This is a genomic window from Oceanospirillum sediminis, assembly GCF_014164585.1.
In the GTDB taxonomy this organism is placed as follows: domain Bacteria; phylum Pseudomonadota; class Gammaproteobacteria; order Pseudomonadales; family Halomonadaceae; genus Oceanospirillum; species Oceanospirillum sediminis.
Genome location: NZ_JACJFM010000001.1, coordinates 26,795 through 47,894 on the forward strand (window position 1 = coordinate 26,795; position 21,100 = coordinate 47,894).

17 protein-coding genes are annotated in these 21,100 nt (G+C 49.1%); all 17 read right to left on the reverse strand.

All coding sequences use genetic code 11. The features are described from left to right. Positions 1–24: 24 nt before the first annotated feature. The 17 genes from ispF to rseP all read right to left on the reverse strand — a co-directional run bounded on the left by ispF (position 25) and on the right by rseP (position 21,090). Entirely contained in the window at positions 25–501 is a 477-nt protein-coding gene (ispF, locus tag H4O21_RS00125; protein ID WP_182806787.1) for a 2-C-methyl-D-erythritol 2,4-cyclodiphosphate synthase, read from the reverse strand. Between the two features lie 58 nt (positions 502–559). Further along, positions 560–1,300, reverse strand: a complete 741-nt coding sequence (gene ispD, locus H4O21_RS00130) for a 2-C-methyl-D-erythritol 4-phosphate cytidylyltransferase (protein ID WP_306667860.1) — start codon at positions 1,298–1,300, stop codon at positions 560–562. Further along, positions 1,269–1,568, reverse strand: a complete 300-nt coding sequence (gene ftsB / locus H4O21_RS00135; RefSeq protein ID WP_182806788.1) for a cell division protein FtsB — start codon at positions 1,566–1,568, stop codon at positions 1,269–1,271. Before ftsB ends, ispD begins: the two co-directional genes overlap by 32 nt. Before the next feature lie 267 nt (positions 1,569–1,835). Continuing rightward, positions 1,836–3,131: a phosphopyruvate hydratase gene (gene eno / locus H4O21_RS00140; RefSeq protein ID WP_182806789.1), complete on the reverse strand. Its 1,296-nt coding sequence runs from the start codon at positions 3,129–3,131 to the stop codon at positions 1,836–1,838. Positions 3,132–3,319: 188 nt separating this feature from the next. After that, positions 3,320–4,171: a 3-deoxy-8-phosphooctulonate synthase gene (kdsA, locus tag H4O21_RS00145; protein ID WP_182806790.1), complete on the reverse strand. Its 852-nt coding sequence runs from the start codon at positions 4,169–4,171 to the stop codon at positions 3,320–3,322. Positions 4,172–4,366: 195 nt separating this feature from the next. Continuing rightward, positions 4,367–6,004 (reverse strand): CTP synthase, encoded by a 1,638-nt coding sequence (gene pyrG, locus H4O21_RS00150; protein WP_182806791.1) that lies wholly within the window; start codon positions 6,002–6,004, stop codon positions 4,367–4,369. Positions 6,005–6,168: 164 nt separating this feature from the next. Further along, the gene (gene tilS / locus H4O21_RS00155; RefSeq protein WP_182806792.1) at positions 6,169–7,578 is read right to left on the reverse strand and encodes a tRNA lysidine(34) synthetase TilS; all 1,410 of its coding nucleotides are present in this window, start codon (positions 7,576–7,578) and stop codon (positions 6,169–6,171) included. A 94-nt stretch (positions 7,579–7,672) separates the two neighbouring features. Beyond that, the gene (locus H4O21_RS00160; protein WP_182806793.1) at positions 7,673–8,644 is read right to left on the reverse strand and encodes an acetyl-CoA carboxylase carboxyltransferase subunit alpha; all 972 of its coding nucleotides are present in this window, start codon (positions 8,642–8,644) and stop codon (positions 7,673–7,675) included. Positions 8,645–8,934: 290 nt separating this feature from the next. Then, a complete protein-coding gene (gene dnaE, locus H4O21_RS00165; RefSeq protein WP_182806794.1) occupies positions 8,935–12,444 on the reverse strand; it encodes a DNA polymerase III subunit alpha in 3,510 nt (1,169 codons plus the stop codon). Positions 12,445–12,500: 56 nt separating this feature from the next. Further along, positions 12,501–13,109 carry a ribonuclease HII gene (rnhB, locus tag H4O21_RS00170; protein ID WP_182806795.1) on the reverse strand — a complete coding sequence of 203 codons (609 nt, stop codon included), beginning with the start codon at positions 13,107–13,109 and terminating at the stop codon, positions 12,501–12,503. Positions 13,110–13,224: 115 nt separating this feature from the next. Then, positions 13,225–14,442 (reverse strand): lipid-A-disaccharide synthase, encoded by a 1,218-nt coding sequence (gene lpxB, locus H4O21_RS00175; protein WP_182806796.1) that lies wholly within the window; start codon positions 14,440–14,442, stop codon positions 13,225–13,227. A 55-nt stretch (positions 14,443–14,497) separates the two neighbouring features. Beyond that, on the reverse strand, positions 14,498–15,271 hold the full coding sequence (gene lpxA / locus H4O21_RS00180; RefSeq protein ID WP_182806797.1) for an acyl-ACP--UDP-N-acetylglucosamine O-acyltransferase: 774 nt from the start codon (positions 15,269–15,271) through the stop codon (positions 14,498–14,500). Continuing rightward, a complete protein-coding gene (fabZ, locus tag H4O21_RS00185; RefSeq protein WP_182806798.1) occupies positions 15,268–15,711 on the reverse strand; it encodes a 3-hydroxyacyl-ACP dehydratase FabZ in 444 nt (147 codons plus the stop codon). Before fabZ ends, lpxA begins: the two co-directional genes overlap by 4 nt. Before the next feature lie 65 nt (positions 15,712–15,776). Next, the gene (lpxD, locus tag H4O21_RS00190) at positions 15,777–16,829 is read right to left on the reverse strand and encodes a UDP-3-O-(3-hydroxymyristoyl)glucosamine N-acyltransferase (RefSeq protein WP_182806799.1); all 1,053 of its coding nucleotides are present in this window, start codon (positions 16,827–16,829) and stop codon (positions 15,777–15,779) included. Positions 16,830–16,831: 2 nt separating this feature from the next. Continuing rightward, positions 16,832–17,347, reverse strand: coding sequence for an OmpH/Skp family outer membrane protein (locus H4O21_RS00195; RefSeq protein ID WP_182806800.1), 516 nt, complete (start codon positions 17,345–17,347; stop codon positions 16,832–16,834). 19 nt (positions 17,348–17,366) lie between these two features. Beyond that, a complete protein-coding gene (gene bamA, locus H4O21_RS00200) occupies positions 17,367–19,724 on the reverse strand; it encodes an outer membrane protein assembly factor BamA (RefSeq protein ID WP_255487068.1) in 2,358 nt (785 codons plus the stop codon). A 10-nt stretch (positions 19,725–19,734) separates the two neighbouring features. Beyond that, positions 19,735–21,090 (reverse strand): RIP metalloprotease RseP, encoded by a 1,356-nt coding sequence (gene rseP, locus H4O21_RS00205; protein WP_182806801.1) that lies wholly within the window; start codon positions 21,088–21,090, stop codon positions 19,735–19,737. Positions 21,091–21,100 lie beyond the last annotated feature (10 nt).

Sequence of the window (21,100 nt, forward strand, 5' to 3'; positions counted from 1 at the left end):
TCAGGTGCTTATCAGTATAAAGAATCAGCTGCGTTTCAGAAGCAGGGCAACCGCATGAGCCGCGATCCCCTCTTTTCTTCCGGTATAGCCCAGCTTTTCAGTAGTGGTTGCTTTAACATTGACTGCGGAGATATCAATTTGCATATCTTCCGCCAGACAGCAGCACATACTTTCAATATGAGGTGCCATTTTGGGTGCCTGAGCCACAATTGTGCTATCCACATTACCAACCTGCCAGCCGTTATCATGCAATAAAGTCACCACATGACGTAATAATGCTCGACTGTCTGCTCCGGCATATGCCGCATCAGTATCCGGGAAATGCCGACCTATATCACCCAGACCAGCAGCACCCAGCAAAGCATCGCACAGGGCATGAATCAGAACATCGCCATCAGAATGAGCTACCAGCCCCTGTTCATATGGGATAGTCACGCCACCGATGATAACCCGATCGCCCGGACCAAACTTATGCACATCAAAACCATGACCAATACGCATCTTGCTACCTTTATTTCATTATCCGGGTATCTCCTGACAGATGCCCCCGGACGACCGGTTACTCTGAATCAGCCTGCTGAGCATTCAGAAATAACTCAGCAAACCATAAATCATCGGGATGAGTAATCTTCAGATTATCCCTTTGCCCTTTAATCAGAGCAGGCTGATACCCCCCCCATTCAACGGCAGAGGCTTCATCGGTGATCTGAACGCCTTCAGCCAGTGCCCGCTCCAGACAGGATTTTAATAAACCATAACGAAACATCTGAGGCGTCAGAGCATGCCACATCTGATTACGGTCAACTGTTTTTTCAATACGACTTACACAGGGGTTCTGATCAGCAGCCCGCTTCATCGTATCAGCTACCGGCAGAGCCAGAATGCCCCCGGTTTCATCATCCTGCAGCGATGATACCAGATTACGAATATCATCCGTTCTGACACAAGGACGTGCAACATCATGTACCAGAATCCAGTCATTATCAGCCGCTTTTCCACTGAGCAGATTCAAACCATTCAGTACAGAATCACAACGCTCCTTACCGCCTTCTGCCAGATGCAGCTCACAATCAGGTGTTGAAATATCCGGCCACCAGGGATCATCCGGGTTAAGGCATAGCACCACAGCGGCATCCGGTAGTGCCTGTGTCAGACGTTGTAAAGTATGTTCAATGACGGGACGACCAGCCAGGGACAGATATTGTTTCGGTCGGTCAGCCTGCATCCTTGAACCTGTGCCTGCAGCCGGAACAATAAACCAGATTCTGTTATTCATCATTCTGTTGTTTGTCAGTTTCATCAATCAGAAGAAAGAAGGTTTCATTCTCACGAACCATGCCCAGTTCATAACGAGCCCGTTCTTCAATAGTATCCAGACCACTTCGCAGATCACTTACTTCTGCTGCCAGTTGCGCATTACGCTGCGCCAGCCTTTCAGTAATAACGGCCTGTTCCTTAATCTGCCGCTCAAGTAACCAGTTCTCGGGCAGACTGCCTTCACCCGTCCACAGACGAATTTGTAACAGAACGATGATAAAGGCCAGAACGAGATTCAGAAAACGAAACATTTTTTACCCTGAATTATTCAGTAAAACAGACAATGAAGTCTGCTGACTAAGTGTCGGAACAAAAACAGCTCTGTTAACGTTACTGTAATCTGCAACGACTAACAGTGACTATCGAATCATTTCATTCAGGCAGATGATCCTGCTGGGGCCTGCTATTATCTGCTAATTCCGACAGGGTATACAGAAATCTGTGATTTCTGAATCAACAGACAAAAAAGGGGAACCCAAGGGTTCCCCTTTTTCCGGCAACAGAATGCCAGGATCAGATTATGCCTGACCTTTGATCTCTTTCAGACCATTATATACGGCTTTGTCGCCCAGTTCTGCCGCAATTTCCAGCAGACGGTTGTACTTAGCAACACGGTCAGAACGACACAGAGAACCGGTCTTGATCTGACCCGCTGCAGTACCTACTGCCAGATCAGCAATCGTAGTGTCTTCAGTTTCACCGGAACGGTGAGAGATCACAGCAGTGAAACCGGCGTCTTTCGCCATCTGGATCGCATCCAGAGTCTCGGACAGAGAACCGATCTGATTGAACTTGATCAGGATAGAGTTACCGATGCTCTCTTCGATACCACGAGAAAGAATCTTAGTGTTAGTTACGAACAGATCGTCACCAACCAGCTGAACCTTGTCACCGATCTTCTTCGTCAGACTCGCCCAACCATCCCAATCAGACTCATCCATACCGTCTTCGATAGAAACGATAGGGTAAGTTTCAGTCAGCTTAGCCAGGTAATCACCAAAACCGTCTGCATCAAATACCTGACCTTCGCCAGCCAAATCATATTTGCCATCTTTGTAGAATTCGGAAGATGCGCAGTCCAGCGCCAGAGTCACGTCTTTACCCAACTCGTAGCCTGCTTTTTCTACTGCTTCTTTAATTACAACCAGCGCTTCTTCGTTAGACGCCAGGTTAGGTGCAAAACCACCTTCATCACCCACAGCTGTGTTCAGGCCTTTGCCCTTCAGTACCGCTTTCAGTGCGTGGAAGATCTCTGCACCGCAGCGCAGCGCTTCAGCGAAAGAAGTGAAGTTTACTGGCTGAACCATAAACTCCTGGATATCAACGTTGTTATCCGCGTGCTCACCACCGTTGATGATGTTCATCATAGGTACAGGCATGGAGAACTGACCCGCAGTACCGTTGATTTCAGCGATGTGTGCGTACAGAGGCAGACCTTTATCAGCCGCCGCTGCCTTCGCCGCTGCCAGAGATACCGCCAGAATAGCATTAGCTCCCAGAGTGGCTTTATTCTCTGTACCATCCAGCTCCAGCATCTTGTTATCCAGAGCACGCTGGTCTGCTGCATCCATCCCCACCAGAGCAGCACGAATTGTTGTATTTACCGCATCAACCGCTTTCAGAACACCTTTACCCAGGTAACGGCCTTTGTCACCGTCACGCAGTTCCAGAGCTTCACGGGAACCTGTAGATGCACCAGAAGGAGCACAGGCACTGGCGCGAACACCGGACTCAAGAATTACTTCAGCCTGAACAGTCGGGTTACCACGGGAATCAAGTACTTCAAGCGCCTTGATATCAACAATAGCTGTCATTAGGGTTTTACTCCAGAAGGTTGGGCTGTGAACAGCCGTCTTTCGTTACAGTGAAATCTCTGAGCTTTCGCTCAGGCAGGAACCTGAATCTTTTCACCATCAGAGCCAGGTTCGGGAGCCGGGCGCTATTCTAACAGATATCAGATCTGACAGATATCCGACTCACCAATCGTCTGTGATCAGGATAATCAGCGAATATCCAGCTCTTCAAAACCTTTTACCAGATCATCAACAGCTTTCATCTGCTGCAGAAAAGGCTCCAGCATCGCCAGCGGCAGGGCAGAAGGGCCATCGCACTTGGCTTGATCAGGGTTTGGATGCGCTTCCAGGAACAGTCCCGCTAAACGCTGAGTCATACCGGCACGGCCCAGTTGAGCCACCTGACCGCGGCGACCGCCGGATGCTGCGCCCATAGGATCACGGCATTGCAGCGCATGGGTGACATCAAAAATCACCGGGGCACCGTTACAGGCTTTTTTCATCACATCAAAGCCCAGCATATCGACGACCAGATTGTCATAACCAAAGCAGCTACCGCGCTCACATACCATGATCTGATCGTTTCCACACTCAGCGAATTTCTCCACCATATTACCCATCTGTGCCGGACTGGTGAACTGAGGTTTTTTGATATTAACGACCGCACCGGTCTGTGCCATCGCCTGCACCAGATCCGTCTGACGAGCCAGAAATGCGGGTAGCTGAATAATATCAGCCACTTCAGAAACAGGTTGCGCCTGGTAAGGCTCATGCAAATCAGTGATGACAGGGACATCAAACTGCTCTTTCACTTCCGCCAGAATCTTCAGGCCCTCTTCCAGGCCCGGACCTCGGAAGGAGTGAATCGAAGAGCGATTGGCTTTATCAAAAGACGCTTTAAATATGTAAGGTATATTCAGGCGGGAGGTCACTTCCACATAATGCTCAGCGATTGCCATCGCCAGATCACGGGATTCCAGTACATTCATACCACCCAGCAACACGAAAGGCAGCGAGTTGCCCAGTTTAAGATCGGCAATCTCAATCACTTTATCCTGCATACTCTTACTATCCTGCATACGCCTGCTTTTTGATCGGCAGGCTATTCAATGATGGCTGTCATAAAGCGCTTATGGGTTGGTAAGACCACAGATTATGACAGTAGCACTTCTATTAATAACAACAGAGACACTATTTATGACTACAGACACAATGGCCCGGATAACCGGGCCATTGTTGATATCGCTTCGAGCCTATCAGGCTTCAGACTTAGCGGCTTTTTGCGCCAGACCAGCCTGAACAAAACCCGAGAACAGCGGGTGGCCATCACGGGGGGTCGAAGTAAATTCCGGGTGGAACTGACAAGCGATAAACCAGGGGTGATCTTTCAGCTCAACCATTTCCACCAGAGAGTTATCAGCGGAACGGCCAGAGAAGATAAGACCGGCTTTCTCCAGATCTTTCACAAACTGATCATTCACTTCAAAACGGTGACGGTGACGCTCAACAATCACATCTTTACCGTATACTTCACGAGCTTTAGAGCCACGCTTCAGTTTACAGTCCTGACCGCCCAAACGCATGGTGCCGCCCAGGTCAGAGCTCTTATCACGCAGCTCGATCTTGCCTTCAGCATTCACCCATTCGGTAATCAGACCGATCACCGGATGAGTGGTATCATGGGTAAACTCTGTAGAGTGCGCATCAGACATACCTGCTACATTACGGGCATACTCAATAACCGCAACCTGCATACCCAGACAAATCCCCAGGTAAGGAATATTGTTTTCACGGGCAAACTGGGCGGTTGCGATCTTACCTTCTACGCCACGCTCACCAAAGCCACCGGGAACCAGAATAGCGTCCTTATCTTTCAGACGCTCGGTACCATTACGCTCGATCTCTTCAGAATCGATATATTCGATGTTCACCTTGGTACGGTTTTGAATACCGGCGTGATCAATCGCTTCGATCAGAGACTTATAGGCATCTAACAGCTCCATGTATTTACCGACCATGGCGATGTTGATGCTCTTCAGAGGATTCAGCTTAGCATCGGCAACAGCAACCCACTCAGACAGATCGGCAGGTTTGCAATCCAGACCGAAACGCTTCACTACAATCTCATCCAGATTTTGCTCGTGCAGCATGCCGGGAATGCGGTAAATCGTGTCCGCATCTTCCAGAGAGATAACCGCTTTCTCGTCTACATTGGTAAACAGAGAAATCTTACGGCGCTCATTCGATTCAATGGTTACTTCAGAACGGCACACCAGAATATCGGGCTGAATACCGATAGAACGCAGCTCTTTAACAGAGTGCTGAGTCGGCTTAGTCTTAGTCTCACCAGCCGTTTTAATGTAAGGCACCAGAGTCAGGTGCATAAACATAGCCCGGTCAGAACCCACTTCAACTTTCAGCTGACGGACAGCCTCCAGGAATGGCTGGGACTCGATATCACCAACAGTTCCACCAATTTCAACCAGAGCAACGTCATAACCTTCAGCACCGGCAATTACACGGTTTTTGATCTCATCGGTGATATGAGGAATCACCTGAACGGTACCACCCAGGTAATCACCGCGGCGCTCTTTGCGCAGTACGTGCTCGTAAACACGACCTGTGGTGAAGTTATTACGCTGAGTCATCTTGGTACGGATAAAACGCTCATAGTGACCCAGATCCAGGTCTGTCTCAGCGCCATCTTCCGTCACAAATACCTCACCGTGCTGGAATGGACTCATAGTGCCCGGATCAACGTTGATATACGGATCCAGCTTCAGCATGGTGACCTTCAGGCCACGAGCTTCAAGAATAGCGGCCAGAGATGCAGAGGCGATGCCTTTACCTAAAGAAGAAACAACACCGCCTGTGACGAAGATATATCGCGTCATGGAGAACCTGTTACGTTATGCTGTAAATAGAAAGAAGGAGGGTATTACCAGATGGGGTTACAGGATACCAGAAGCCTGTCAGCTCCACAATTCACCCCCGATGCTTTTTCATAAAAAATACCCAATCGGACATTATGACAAATTTCTTAAATAACATAAATTATTTATACGCTTAAATAAGAAACGGTTAATTGCCAGCACCTGCCAGATTGAGCAGCGAGATGGGATTCAGATAGCCAGCGATCTGCGACCGCTATTAATTGCTCTTCACCATCAGCAGAACACCACCAGAGCATAGGCAGCTTCTGGCGAATCCAGGGAGGAATCTGACTTTCCTGAAGCAGTTTTTTCACTTGCTTTTTACCACGACCTTTAAGACGTATCACCTCTCCACCCTGACGCGGCCTGACTTCCAGATACCCGGTATCAGGTAACGCAATGACAGATTCGTCACTATTATCGGCCCTGCCAGGCATCAGAGTAACTGATAAAAGCCCCGGAAGATTAAGTTCAACAGCCCCCCCCTTCTCAGAATACACCGCCAGATGTACCCGGCTATCCTTTTCACTCTCAGCAGTAACAACATATTCAGAATCAGCCTCACTGATACAGAACAACTGATTCCTGAAGCGTCGCAGCGCCTTACCCTGCCATCGAAAGCAAGGCTCAGCATCCTGACGGGCTGCCAGTATCTCATCAAGTACAATCTGCCACTGTTTTTTCTCCAGAGCAGACATCCCCTGATCCGCAAGCCAGTGACGCAACACATTAATGCGACGCTGCTCTGACAAACGTCTCAGCGCATCACAACACAACACCTCCCGACTCCAGGCACTGGACTGCCTGACAGATTGCAGATCCAGCTCCGCCAGATCTCTGAGCAGCCCGGCTTCATCGGCCAGATTAGCTGTCGCTTTCATAAACTGCTGATGGCTTTCTGGCCAGCGGGCCTGAATCGCCGGGATCACTTTATGACGCAGATAGTTACGATCAAATGCCAGACTCTGATTTGACTCATCGTCAACCCAGTTAAGCCGGTACTTTTCAGCCCACTGCTCAAGCTGTTTTCTCTGAACACTCAGTAAAGGCCGGAAAAGCTTACCCTGCCCCAGAGAGCGGAGAACTGGCATCCCACGCAGCCCCTGACTACCAGAACCTCTCAACAGCCTCAGCAGAAAAGTCTCAGCCTGATCATCACTATGATGAGCCATCAGTAACAGGTCATTTTTTCCCAGCTGTTGCTCAAAAACCGCATAGCGGGCCTTACGGGCCTGCTCTTCAATATTTCCAGCCAGATCAAGTGTCACTCGATGACATTCAAACTCCACACTGACGTCATTATTTCGGGTGTAGTCCAGACACAATACCTGGCAGAACCGCGCCCACTGATCTGCATTGGGACTCAAACCGTGATGGATATGAATCACCCTGAGCACCTGATCATTGACCCTGCACCAGTTAACAGCAAGATCCAGCAAAACCACAGAATCCAGACCACCACTCAACGCCAACCAGAGCTGGTTGTGCTCTGGTAACGATAAGGCAGGTAGCAGATTCTCAGCAGTTTCAGACATTTTGCTTTCTCTTAATTCTGTTCGCATAAAAAAATAGCCCTGAAAGAACACTCTCTCAGGGCTATACAATCAATAACCGGATAGCGGATTAAAATCAGCGTTTACCCAGTTCTTCGTTTCCAGCGTAATAAGACATCAGGCGCTCATAACGGCGATCAATCAGCTCATCACCACTCAGACCTGACAGACGATCCAGCGTCTCCAGCAGTGACAGTTTCAGATCTGCAGCGACTTTAGCCGGATCACGGTGTGCACCACCCAGAGGCTCATCAATCAAACGATCCACCAGGCCCAGTTCATACAGTCGGCCTGCCGTGACGCCCATCGCTTCTGCAGCATCGGCTGCACGCTCAGCACTCTTCCACAGAATAGAGGCACAGCCTTCAGGGGAGATAACCGAATAGATAGAGTTTTCCAGCATGATGAGTTCATCACAGACGCCAATTGCCAGCGCCCCACCAGAGCCACCTTCACCAATAACAGTAGAGATCACAGGTGTTTTCAGGCGCGACATAACCGCCAGATTATAAGCAATAGCTTCACTCTGGCCACGCTCTTCAGCATCAATACCAGGATAGGCCCCTGGTGTATCGATAAAGGTCAGGACAGGCATGTTAAAACGCTCCGCCATTTCCATCAGACGACAGGCTTTGCGATACCCTTCTGGACGAGGCATGCCGAAGTTACGGCGCACCTTCTCTTTAACATCGCGACCTTTCTGATGACCAATCACCATCACAGGTTTATCATCCAGACGAGCAATACCACCAACAATGGCTGCATCATCAGCGAAGTTACGATCACCGTGCAGTTCATCAAAATCAGTGAACATATGCTCGATGTAATCCAGGGTATATGGACGCTGAGGGTGACGGGATAGCTGTACAACCTGAGCCGGAGTCAGTTTGGAAAAGATCTCTTCCATCAGCTTCAGACTTTTGTCCTGCAGACGGGCGATTTCTTCGGTGATGTTCAGCTGATTATCATTGCCGACCAGACGCAGTTCGTTAATTTTTTCTTCCAGCTCGGCAATCGGCTGTTCAAAGTCCAGATAATTGGGGTTCATAGGTCCACACTAATTGGTATCCGGCCTGACGTTTCTGTGACCTGTCCGGCCCCTGGCACATGACAGATGGCAGGCCCATATAAGTTGACTGCGACTGAACTTCCGATCTGGATAAATCACAGTAACGGACCAGATTCAGTAGCAGATAGAAATTCGTTGTGATGGCCTCAGGCCATTTCAGAGCCGGTAATATTACGGCAAAGGCTCACTAAAAAAAACCTTTGTTAACCGCTAAAACCGGCTCTGGTCTGCTTCAAACGGGCGTTTGCCTCTGAGGCAGAAGGGACAGATCAGTTATCATAGCTCAGGTGGACATTATTCAACCCAAAACCATCATAAAGACTGTAGATCAACTCATCACTGGGGACCACATACCACTCAGGTCCCAGACGCATCAATCCCCGGACATCCGGTCGCTGATAATCAATAATCACAGGAACGCCCTGCTCAGGTGCTGGCACCGTGAAAGGCTTCAGCTTAGTCTTCAGCAAATTAATACTTTTACTGCCCAGCGCATCTGACTGCCAGTGCAGACGCAAGCCTTTGCTGTAACGAATACGGGATTCCAGTAATCCGGTGACCTGCTTTGCCCTTACCCGTAAGCTGCCAGAATAATCATCAAAGCTGACCTCTCCTTCAATCACCACCAGCTGATCCTTTTGTAACTGACCGCGATTGGCTTCATAAAGTTCACCAAATACAGACACTTCAGTACGCCCGGATCGATCATCCAGAGTCACGAAAGCAATGGTGTCTCCTTTCTTACTCTTCATCGTACGGATATCGATAATCAGGCCTGCCAGTTTCTGTGGCTCTCGCCCCGGCTGCAGCTCACTCAGTTTATTACGAGCAAAGCGACGGACTTCCTGTTCATATTCATCAAACGGATGGCCAGTCAGATACAAACCCAGAGTGTCTTTTTCACCTTTCAGACGTTCTTTATCCGTCCATTCTCGCACCTTACGGTATTCCCCATAAGGATCACTATCCGTTTCGGCTTCCAGCTCACCAAACATATCCATCATGCCGATATCGGCATTACGACTGCTTTGTTCTGCAGATTTAAACGCATCTTCAAGGCTGGCCAGCATAATGGCCCGTCGGGCGCCCCAGGACTCAACATCCGGTGGCCCCAGCTTATCCACAGCACCACTGCGAATCAGAGCTTCCATAGTACGCTTATTCAGCTTACGAGAATCCGTACGGGCACAGAAATCAAACAGATCAGAGAAGGCTCCACCGGCTTCACGGGCTGCAACAATGGCTTCAATAGGCCCTTCACCAACCCCTTTAATCGCCCCCAGGCCATAAACAATTTCTCCGTCATCATTAACAGAGAATTTAAAGTCGCCAGCATTCACATCCGGAGGCGTTAACGGCAACTCCATGTTACGGCACTCTTCTACCAGGGTAACCACCTTGTCAGTGTTCTGCATCTCTGTAGACAATACCGCCGCCATAAAAGGCGCCGGATAATGCTGTTTCAGATAAGCCGTCTGATAAGACACCAGAGCATAAGCTGCCGAGTGGGATTTGTTAAAGCCGTAACCGGCAAATTTCTCTACCAGGTCAAAGATATTGCCTGCCAGATCAAGATCGATACCGCCCTTTTCACAACCCTCTAAAAACACCGAGCGCTGTTTCGCCATCTCTTCAGGCTTTTTCTTACCCATAGCCCGGCGCAGCAAATCCGCCCCCCCCAGACTGTAGCCACCCATTACCTGAGCAATCTGCATCACCTGTTCCTGATACAGAATAATACCGTAGGTGGGTTTCAGTACTGGCTCCAGGCTTGCCAACTGATAGTCCGGGTGTGGATAAGACAGCTCGGCACGGCCGTGCTTACGGTCGATAAAGTCATCCACCATGCCCGACTGCAGCGGCCCCGGACGGAACAAGGCCACCAAAGCGATGATATCTTCAAAACAGCTGGGCAGCAGACGCTTAATCAGATCCTTCATACCACGGGATTCCAGCTGGAATACTGCGGTGGTTTCTGCCCGCTGCAACAGATTGAAGGTAGGCTTATCATCCAGAGGAATAAAATCGATATTAAACCCGGTATTCCCCTCCTTCTGGTGAATCATCTTAACCGCCCAATCAATGATGGTCAGAGTTCGCAGACCCAGGAAGTCAAACTTCACCAGACCGGCCGCCTCTACATCATCCTTATCAAACTGAGCGACCAGACCACTACCGCCTTCTTCACAGAAGACGGGCGAGAAGTCAGTCAGGGTTGTCGGTGAAATTACAACACCACCGGCATGTTTACCGGTTCCCCGCACCGTGCCTTCCAGACGCAGTGCCATCTCCCAGATTTCTGCGGCATCTTCATCATTGGCGATAAACTCTTTCAGCACCTCTTCCTGCTCAATGGCTTTGGATAGCGTCATGCCCACTTCAAATGGGATCATTTTCGACAGCTTATCCGCCAGACCATAAGGTTTGCCCTGAGCACGGGCCACATCACGTACTACCGCTTTCGCGGCCATAGTACCGAAGGTAGCAATCTGAGAGACCGCATCACGACCATAGTGGTCTGCCACATAGTCAATCACCCTATCCCGGCCATCCATACAGAAGTCGATATCGAAGTCGGGCATGGAGACACGTTCCGGATTAAGGAAACGTTCGAACAGCAGGTCATATTCCAGCGGATCAAGATCGGTAATTTTCTGGGCGTAGGCCACCAGAGAACCGGCACCAGACCCCCGGCCAGGGCCTACCGGCACACCGTTATTTTTCGCCCACTGGATAAAGTCCATTACGATCAGGAAGTAGCCAGGGAACCCCATCGACAAAATGGTTTCCAGCTCAAAATCCAGTCGCTCCCGGTAGAGTCTTTCTTTCTCGGGAAAGTCCGGCGCGTTGACATCAAACAGGGTTTTCAGACGATCCGTCAGGCCATCGTGAGACACCTTACGGAAGAACTCATCCATAGTCATCCCTTCCGGAATCGGATAATCCGGCAGGAAATATTTGCCTAACTGCACATTGATCGTACAGCGTTTGGCGATCTCAACACTATTCTGCAACGCCTCAGGAATATCGGAAAACAGCTCTGCCATCTCGTCTGATGACTTCAGATACTGCTCTTCGGAATAACTTTTATTGCGGTGAGGATCATCCAGAACCCGGCCTTCACCGATACTGACTCGTGTTTCGTGCGCCCAGAAATCGTCTCTCTCGATAAAACGCACATCATTGGTTGCCACAACCGGACACTGGCACAGATCAGCCAGCTGCACCGAGCCATGCAGACACTCCTCATCACCGGTGCGAAAAGTACGTTGCAACTCCAGATAAAATCGTCCGGGAAACAGCGCCATCCATTTTTCCAGCGCACTTCTGGCCCGATCAAAATGATCTGCCAACAACAGACGCCCTACTTCACCTTCTTTTGCACCGGACAGTGCCAGTAAACCCTCAGCTTTCTCTTCAATCCAGTCCATTTTCATAATGTTTCGCCCCTGATGCTGACCTTTCAGGTAGCCCAGGGAGATCAGTTCCGTCAAATTACGATAGCCCTGATCATTCATCGCCAGTAGCGTCATACGAAACGGCTGCACCGGATCTTCCGGATTTTCCACCCAGATATCCGCTCCGGAAATCGGCTTGATACCCGCTCCCTGCATGGTTTTATAAAACTTAACCAGAGCAAACATATTGGATTCATCAGTAATCGCAACGCCAGGCATCTGCAGTTCTTCCAGCCTGGCAGCCAGCTTTTTAATTCGAACCAGACCATCAACCAGTGAAAACTCAGTGTGTACACGCAGGTGAATAAAGGAGGGTGACATAGCACAGCTCTCAGGATCAGTAATAGACAGAAAGAAAGAGGTTACAGGATCAGATGTTACAGCGATAACTGCATCTGCACCGGTTTAAATGAACGACGATGATGAAGCGTTGGCCCCAGCTCCTGTAAGGCAGCCAGATGCTGTTTTGTAGGATAGCCTTTATGCTGAGCAAAGCCATAACCCGGAAACTCTTTCTCCAGTTCAGCCATCTGACGGTCACGATATACTTTCGCCAGAATCGATGCGGCACTAATTGCCGGATGCCGGGCATCGCCTTTTACCACGGGCATAGAAGGACAGGGTAGATCAGGACAGCGGTTGCCATCCACCAGTACAAATTCCGCAGCGGGCTGCAGACCTTCGACTGCGCGTTGCATCGCCAGCATGGTCGCATGCAGAATATTGATACGATCAATTTCTTCCACGGTAGCTTCTGCAATATGCCAGGCCAGTGCCTTGTGCTGAATCTCATCGAATAGCACTTCACGGCGCTTTTCTGACAGTTTTTTAGAATCTGCCAGACCTTCAATCAGCTGTTCAGGGTCCAGAATAACAGCAGCTGTAACGACAGAACCGACAAGAGGGCCACGACCAACTTCATCAACACCAGCCAGTAAAGTGCCCGAATACGGTATTTCCAGTGGAGGGAAATCTTTTCCAGCCATAAAGAGAGTTCCTGAACAGTAGTGAGCTTGCCGGAGAAGATTGCAGCAATATCATCTCCGAAGGGTAATTACAGATATTACGGACGTAAAATAACGTCTGCGCAGTATAGCAGTTTTATTCTGCAGTATGCGCCAGAGGAGGTTCCGATAACCGGCCTTTTTCGTACAGCAGGGATGCGACGGCCATAGCAGCTTTCTCGCTGGCATCACGCCGCAGTGACTGATGCATGCTGAAAAAACGATCCACCAGAGGCTGGTATTTTTCTGGTCGGGTTAAACGATCCAGCATCAGCTCACTCATCGCTTCCGGAGTGGCCTGATCCTGTATCAGTTCAGGAATTAAGGCTTCTCCGGCAATCAGGTTGGGCAATGAAACATAATCCGTTTTCACCATCCGACTGATAATGGCATAACTCAGTGGCGCCATCTTATAAGCTACAACAACCGGCTTTTTCAGTAGCATGGCTTCTAATGCTGCCGTACCGGATGCTAACAGCACACCACCTGATGCACACATCACTTCTCTGGACTGGCCATCAAACAGGTGAATTCTGGGCTGTACAGTATCGGGCAGTTTTTTCAGTTCACTTTCAATCTGCTGACGTCGTTTATCATTTGCACAGGGAATGGCAACCTGCAAATTTTCCATCTGCTGACAACATAACAGGGCTGTCTTCAGAAAAGGCTCTGCCAGATACTTCACTTCGCTGCTTCGGCTTCCCGGCAACAGCGCCATAACAGGCAAATCAGCAGGCAACCCCAGTTGTTGTCTGGCTTGCATCGAATCAGAAGACAAAGGAATTTCATCAGCCAGGGGGTGACCAACAAAGGTGACTGGAATATTCCAATGATGGTAGTAGTCAGGCTCAAACGGTAACAGTGTCAGCATATGATCAATGCTGCGAGCTATTTTTTTCAGACGCCCCTGCTTCCAGGCCCAGACCGAAGGTGACACATAATGCACAACAGGAATACCTGACTCTTTAATCCAGCCTTCCAGCGTCAGATTAAAATCCGGCGCATCGACACCAATAAACAGATCGGGCTGTTCTGTCAGGCAATAATCCCGGACTTCTTTACGAATCCCTAATAGCTCTCTTAAACGCCCAAGCACTTCAACCAGTCCCATAACCGATAACCGGTCCATAGACCAGAGGCTATCAAAACCCTCAGCCTGCATTCGGGGACCACCAATGCCTGAGAACCGGGCGTCAGGATAACGCTGCTTTAAAGCACGTATTAAACCGGATGCCAGAATATCTCCTGACATTTCACCTGCAACAAAGACAATATGAAGTGGCTTATCACCTGACGATGGAACGGATGCCTGCATAACGATTTACTGTCTGTCCGGGTAGAGTACAAAAATAAAAAGATGGGTGTCAGATTCAGCGTACAATACCACGGGTCGATGCTTTTAAAGAATTAATTAACACCGCCAGCTCATCGGATACCGTATCAGCTTCCAGCTCAGCCAGAGCCGTTTCCAGCCGGAGGCCACGGCGAAAAATAACTTTATATGCCCGGCGTAATTCCGCAATGCTTTCCGGAGAAAACCCCCGCCGCTTTAATCCTTCAGCATTAATGCCATGACTCTCTGCCGGATTACCTGTCACCATAAGATAAGCCGGAATATCTTTAGACACATAAGTGCTGCCACCGCACATAGCATGCGCGCCGATATGACAGAACTGATGAATAGCCGATGCGCCACCAACAATCGCCCAGTCATCAATATGAACATGACCGGCGATAGCAGCGTCAGAAGCAATAATGGTATGGTTGCCAATGATACAATCATGGGCAATATGGACACAGGTCATCAGCAGATTATCATTACCGATAATCGTGACCCCCTGATCCTGAACAGTTCCACGGTGTATAGAGCAGCCTTCTCTGATAACGTTATTGTCACCAATCACCAGACGAGTGGGTTCGCCAGCATACTTTTTATCCTGACAATCTTCCCCCACAGAAGAAAACTGATAGATCTTATTATTCTTTCCAATTGTAGTCAGTTTACTGATTACAACGTGAGGGCCGATCCAGCTACCAGCCCCGATTTCAACATCGGGCCCGATAATAGAATAGGGCCCGATTTCAACATCGTCAGCGATAATCGCTGACGAATCAATAATGGCAGTAGGGTGAATTAAACTCACAACGCTCTCTCTGCACACAGAATAGTACCTTCACAGGCCAGCTCTCCATCCACCGTCGCTTTACACTCAAAGCGCCAGATGCCACGACGAGGCTTACCAATTACAGACGCTTCCAGTTTTAGCTGATCTCCCGGTATAACCGGTCGCTTAAAGCGTACCTTATCACTTCCGACAAAGTAATAAATACTCCCATCTGCTGGCTTTTTGTCCATTGTTTTAAAGCCCAGAATACCAGCAGCCTGTGCCATCGCCTCAATAATCAGTACACCAGGCATAACCGGGTGATGAGGGAAATGGCCATTAAAAAAAGGTTCATTAACGGACACATTTTTGTAAGCGACAACGGACTGTCCCAGTTCCATTTCCACTACACGGTCTACCAGCAAAAACGGATAACGATGCGGCAGATACTCTTTAATTTCGTTAATGTCCATTACCATCGAATTTAACCTCAGAAAAGCCCGGCCCCTCACGGGTGCCGGGCTGAAAAAAATCGTTACAGATATTACCTGGATGTTTTATGTGAAGCGGCTTCTTTTTCCAATTGCCGTATTCTTTTTGCCAGCTGATCCAGCTGTGAAAAACGGATCACGTTTTTCCGCCAGTGTCTGTTTGGCATCATCAAAGTACCTGATGAATAAATACCCGGTTCGGTGATGTCTTTTGTGACTGACGTACACATGGTAATGGTCACGCCATCACACAGGCTGATATGCCCGGCAATATTAGCCGCCCCGGCAATCATACAATAGTTGCCAATTCTGGCGCTTCCGGCAATGCCAGTACAGCCAGCTATTGCACAGCCATCTCCGATGCGCACGTTATGAGCAATCTGGACCTGACTGTCAATAATGACCTGACTGCCAATGACAGTATCATCCAGAGCGCCACGGTCAATATTGGTATTAGAACCAATTTCGACAAAGTCGCCTATGATAACACTACCCAGCTGAGCAATCCTGATCCATTTACCTTTTTCATTCGCAAAGCCAAAACCATCAGCACCAATAACAGTATTGCTATGAACTCTTACTGAATTGCCGATACTCACGCCATGATAGATTGTGACGTTAGGAAAAATGTGGCAATCATGCCCTAATACTGAATCTTTGCCAATAACACTATTGGCCTCGATAACAGAACCCTTGCCTATCATCACACCCGCTTCAATGACGGCTCCTGCACCTACCGTCACGCCTTCCCCCAATACCGCATCATGATGAATACTGGCAGCTGGGTGGATCTGAGCCCTTTCCATACGGACAGGGTCAAACAACTGACTCAGACGGGCAAAAGCCACATAAGGGTTATCGGTAACCAGACAGGTAACCGGTGAAAGACAGGCATGTTCAGGCTTTACCAATACAGCGCTGGCTTTAGTGTCTGGCAGATATTTCTGATAGCTACTGTTTGCCAGAAAACTGATTTCTCCGGATTCTGCAGACTCCAGAGTCCCCAGTCCAGAGATCATCAGCTCTGGCTGAACAGGTGCCTCCGAACCGGCAGACAAGGTCAAGCCCAGGTGATCAGCCAGCTGCTGCAATGTAAAACTCTGCAAGCTTACTTACCTTTTTTCTGAATTTTATTCAGCTCAACGATCACTGCCTTTGTCAGATCATATTCTGCTTTAACAAAGGTCACGGCCTGGCGGTCCAGCAGAATATCAATATCCATCTGCTCAATCACATTACGAACAGCTTCATCCAGCTTAACTCTGGCATCACGGACATAGGCTTCCTGCTGCTGACGCTGCTCTTTTTTCAGGCGCTGCCCCAGAAACTGATACTCTTCTGCCTTCTCCTGCAAAGCTTTACCCAACTGACGTTTTTCATCATCACTGAGTTTGCTTGCTTCAGCTTTCAGCTTATCCTGAAGCTCTTTTGCCTGATCAGCCAGTTGCACCACTTCCTTTTCATCGGCACTTAAAGACTGACGGATTTTTTCAAACTCCGCCTTCGCCTCATTCGTTCCCAGAAGCGCAGCACGCCAGTCCAGCACCGCAATCTTCTGTTCGGCCAGAGCAAGGCCAGGTAATAGCATCAATAAAAAAACAGAACAAAAACGTTTTACCAGCATTCTGAAATCCCCTTTATTATCAGAAAGTCTGTCCAACAGAGAACTGGAAGAACTCTGTATCATCCCCTGACTTCTTATTCAGAGCCTTTGCCACACTGAACTCCAGAGGCAGCCCCAGAGGAGACAGCCAGGTCATACCTAAACCAACCGACATTCTAAGATCTGAGAACTCGACACCCTCGGTACAGTTTTCCGATACAGAAGCACATTCTGTCGCGAACACATTACCTGCATCCAGGAAAACAGAAGTCTGCAATGAGCTTTGATCTTCTACAAACCACATCGGGAAAATAAACTCGGCACCAGTCTCAACCAGTACGTTACCACCAAAGGCACTCGGATCTTCATCACTGGAGTCCGCCGGTGTACTTTTAGGGCCAAGGGAGTTGCCTTTATAACCACGGATCGAACCCAGACCACCTGAGAAATAATGCTCATAGAAAGGTACCTGATCAGTGTCGCCATAGCCTCCGGCGTAGCCCAGATCAGATCGGAACTTCAGTGCAAAATCATTTCCAATTGGGAACAGGAAACGACCACGATAACCCAGTTTATAGAAATTCATATCGCTGCCGGGCACAGACACTTCTGCAGACAACTTATTATACGTCCCTGCTGTCGGCAGAAACCCCTTATTCAGGCGGTTATCTGTCACAGCAAAGCCCAGTTTCAGTGCCGCATGTGAACGTCCCTCTTCCTGAATAAATTCCAGCACTTCTTTTACCGGGTCATCACCAGTACGTACCCGGGTACTGTCAGCTCCCAGACTCATACTAAGACGGGTTGTTTCAGTGACAGGGTAACCAAAACTCATCTTAGTACCAAAGGAATCTGTTGAGAAACCATCAATATCAGACTCTTCCAGGTCACTCTCCTGGTAAAAAGCGCTGATACCACGACCGACACCATCCAGAGTGTAGTAAGGGTCCCAGACAGAGATATCCAGTTTTTTAACCGTATCACTCTTATTCACAGAGAAAGAGACATCATTGCCCGTACCCAGGAAGTTATTCTGCTTAACTCCGGCACCAAAAATAATACCACTGCTCTGGGAGTAACCTACAGATGCACTCAGACTACCTGATGCCTGCTCTTCTACCGTAAAGTTCACATCAATCAGGTCATCCGTACCAGGCACACGTGGCGTTTCAACCTGTACATTTTTGAAATAACCCAGTCGCTCCAGACGTACTTTTGAGTTATTAATAGAATCCGTTGACGCCGATGCTGCTTCCATCTGGGTGATTTCCCGACGCAAGACCTCATCTTTAGTGGTTACATTGCCAGCAAAGTTGATACGACGTACATATGCTCGTTTACCAGGCGATACAGCAAATGTCAGTGTTACCGTCCGATCATCATGCAGATCCGGAATGGCACTGACATTGGCAAACGTAAAGCCTTCCTTACCCAGACGCTTGCGGATAGCCTCTCGGGTATTTTCCAGTTTAGTACGGGAGAAAGGCTCACCAGGGTCCAGCTCAATCAGATCCAGTACTTCATCAGAAGGTACAACCAGGTCACCAGCCAGCTTAATCTCGCGCACATTGTAAACATCACCTTCCGTCACATTCACGGTGATATAAACGTCCAGCTTATCCGGACTGACCGATACCTGAGTGGAGTCTGTCGAATATTTCAGATAACCACGATCCAGATACCAGTTCTTCAGACGCTCCAGATCGCCTTGCAGCTTAGGTCTTGAATACTGACTGGCAGATGAAAACAGAGACCAGGCCTGCCTTGGTTCCAGCTCAAAACGTTTTTGCAGCGTTTCATTATCGAAACGGTCATTACCGGTGAAATTGATATGACGAATGGTTGCCACATCACCTTCATTAATTTTAACATTCAGGATAACCCGATTATCCGGGAGTTCTTCCAGTTCCGTACTGATCTTTGCACTATAACGCCCCAGAGCGTGATACATGCGCTCCAGCTCCAGAGTGACCTGCTCCAGTGCCACCCGCTGAAAAATCTGCCCGGACTTCAGGCCAGACTGTGCCAGACCTTTTTCCAGCTCTTCTTCTTTAATCTGATCATTACCGGTAATCTTAATCTCTTCAATCGAAGGACGTTCCTTAACCACCAACAGCAACAGTTTGCCATCACGTTCCAGCCTGACATCATCAAACAGGCCTGTTGCAAACAGTTTTTTACTGGCGCTTGTCAGCTGTTCATCAGAAACCGTCTGATGTAACTGCACCGGGAATGCACTGAAAACACGGGCTGCTGTTACCCGCTGCAATCCTTCTACACGCAAATCATCAAAAATGTAGTTCGCAGCCAGAGCCGGAACTGACGCAGAAGCACACAGGGCTGCAAACCCTACAGAAAGGAGCTGTTTTTTCCGGAATATCATTGAAATTTTATCCATAGTACGGTGCTTACAGCCGCATCAAATCATTGTAAAAAGCAATTAACATCAGACTACCCAGTAAAGCCATGCCTATCCTCAGGCCAAACTGCTGCGCTCGCTCAGGTACAGATCGTCCGGTGACTGCTTCAACCAGGTAAAATAACAGGTGCCCGCCATCCAGCACAGGTATCGGAAGCAGATTCAGCACTCCCAGACTGATACTGATATAGGCCAGAAACCCCAGGAAACTTTCAAGACCACCTTTAGCGGAGTCGCTGGCCACCTTGGCTATCGTAATAGGGCCACTGAGATTATCAACTGAAATCAATCCGACAACCATTTTTCGAATAGAGTCCAGCGTCAGCACTATCATATCTGATGTTTTTGCAACGGCTTCACCAACAGACTCCACCACACCATAATTAACCTGACGCACCATTCCCTCTGGCCATTGACCAGGCTCAGCTGCCGCTCCGATATAACCGGTTTCGCGCCCATCAGATGCCATCCGACGTGCCGGTGTCAGTGCAAGCTGCTCAATTCGGTTTTCTCTCTCTACCTCAATGGTCAGTCTCTTTTCTGGCGCAGCCTGAATCAACTGAACCCAGTGCTGCCAGTCACTGACCTCTTCACCGTCCACCGATAAAATATGATCACCGGCCTGTAAGCCTGCCGCACTGGCTGCACCGCCATCCAGTACACGCCCAATAATGGCCGGTATAACCGGTCGATAAGGAGAAATCCCCAGGTCTGACAGAGGATCAGGTTCCTGCACATCGGTCAGCCAGCGATTTACCGGAATACGCAGCGTCGTCTGATCATACCCCTGCCACTCCTGAACGGTCAGGCTGAGTGTTCCCGTATCACCCACACGGCTCAGCATAGCCAGCCCTACATCCTGCCAGCTGTTAACCGGTTTATCATCCACGGCAGTAATTTCATACTGAGGTTGCAACCCGGCACGGGCTGCTGCAGATTCCAGGGCAATATTTCCTGTTACCGGCGCAAGCACACTGCTGCCAGATACAAATAACAGCCAGTAAGCAACGATAGCCAGAATAAAATTAGCCAGAGGACCGGCTGCAACAATGGCAATACGTTGCCAGACAGACTTCCGGTTGAACGCCTGATCCTGCTCATGGCTGTCTACCGGCGCTTCCCTCTCATCCAGCATGCTGACATAACCACCAAGGGGAATCCACGCCACGACATATTCCGTCCCCAGTTTATCGTGCCAGCGGAACAGAGGCTTACCAAACCCCACGGAGAAGCGAAGTACTTTTACACCGCAACGCCGAGCTACCCAGAAATGTCCGTATTCGTGTACTGTCACCAGAATGCCAAGGGTAACAATCAATGCCAGAACAGTATGCAGAACACCCATAATTATCGCC

Coding starts and splice junctions, on each gene's coding strand:
- H4O21_RS00195 (WP_182806800.1), bottom strand. CDS start 17,347: ATGCTGGTAAAACGTTTTTGTTCTGTTTTTTTATTGATGCTATTACCT.
- tilS (WP_182806792.1), bottom strand. CDS start 7,578: ATGTCTGAAACTGCTGAGAATCTGCTACCTGCCTTATCGTTACCAGAG.
- dnaE (WP_182806794.1), bottom strand. CDS start 12,444: ATGTCACCCTCCTTTATTCACCTGCGTGTACACACTGAGTTTTCACTG.
- H4O21_RS00160 (WP_182806793.1), bottom strand. CDS start 8,644: ATGAACCCCAATTATCTGGACTTTGAACAGCCGATTGCCGAGCTGGAA.
- ispD (WP_306667860.1), bottom strand. CDS start 1,300: ATGAAACTGACAAACAACAGAATGATGAATAACAGAATCTGGTTTATT.
- rseP (WP_182806801.1), bottom strand. CDS start 21,090: ATGGGTGTTCTGCATACTGTTCTGGCATTGATTGTTACCCTTGGCATT.
- rnhB (WP_182806795.1), bottom strand. CDS start 13,109: ATGGCTGGAAAAGATTTCCCTCCACTGGAAATACCGTATTCGGGCACT.
- ispF (WP_182806787.1), bottom strand. CDS start 501: ATGCGTATTGGTCATGGTTTTGATGTGCATAAGTTTGGTCCGGGCGAT.
- eno (WP_182806789.1), bottom strand. CDS start 3,131: ATGACAGCTATTGTTGATATCAAGGCGCTTGAAGTACTTGATTCCCGT.
- lpxB (WP_182806796.1), bottom strand. CDS start 14,442: ATGCAGGCATCCGTTCCATCGTCAGGTGATAAGCCACTTCATATTGTC.
- fabZ (WP_182806798.1), bottom strand. CDS start 15,711: ATGGTAATGGACATTAACGAAATTAAAGAGTATCTGCCGCATCGTTAT.
- bamA (WP_255487068.1), bottom strand. CDS start 19,724: ATGGATAAAATTTCAATGATATTCCGGAAAAAACAGCTCCTTTCTGTA.
- kdsA (WP_182806790.1), bottom strand. CDS start 4,171: ATGCAGGATAAAGTGATTGAGATTGCCGATCTTAAACTGGGCAACTCG.
- ftsB (WP_182806788.1), bottom strand. CDS start 1,568: ATGTTTCGTTTTCTGAATCTCGTTCTGGCCTTTATCATCGTTCTGTTA.
- pyrG (WP_182806791.1), bottom strand. CDS start 6,004: ATGACGCGATATATCTTCGTCACAGGCGGTGTTGTTTCTTCTTTAGGT.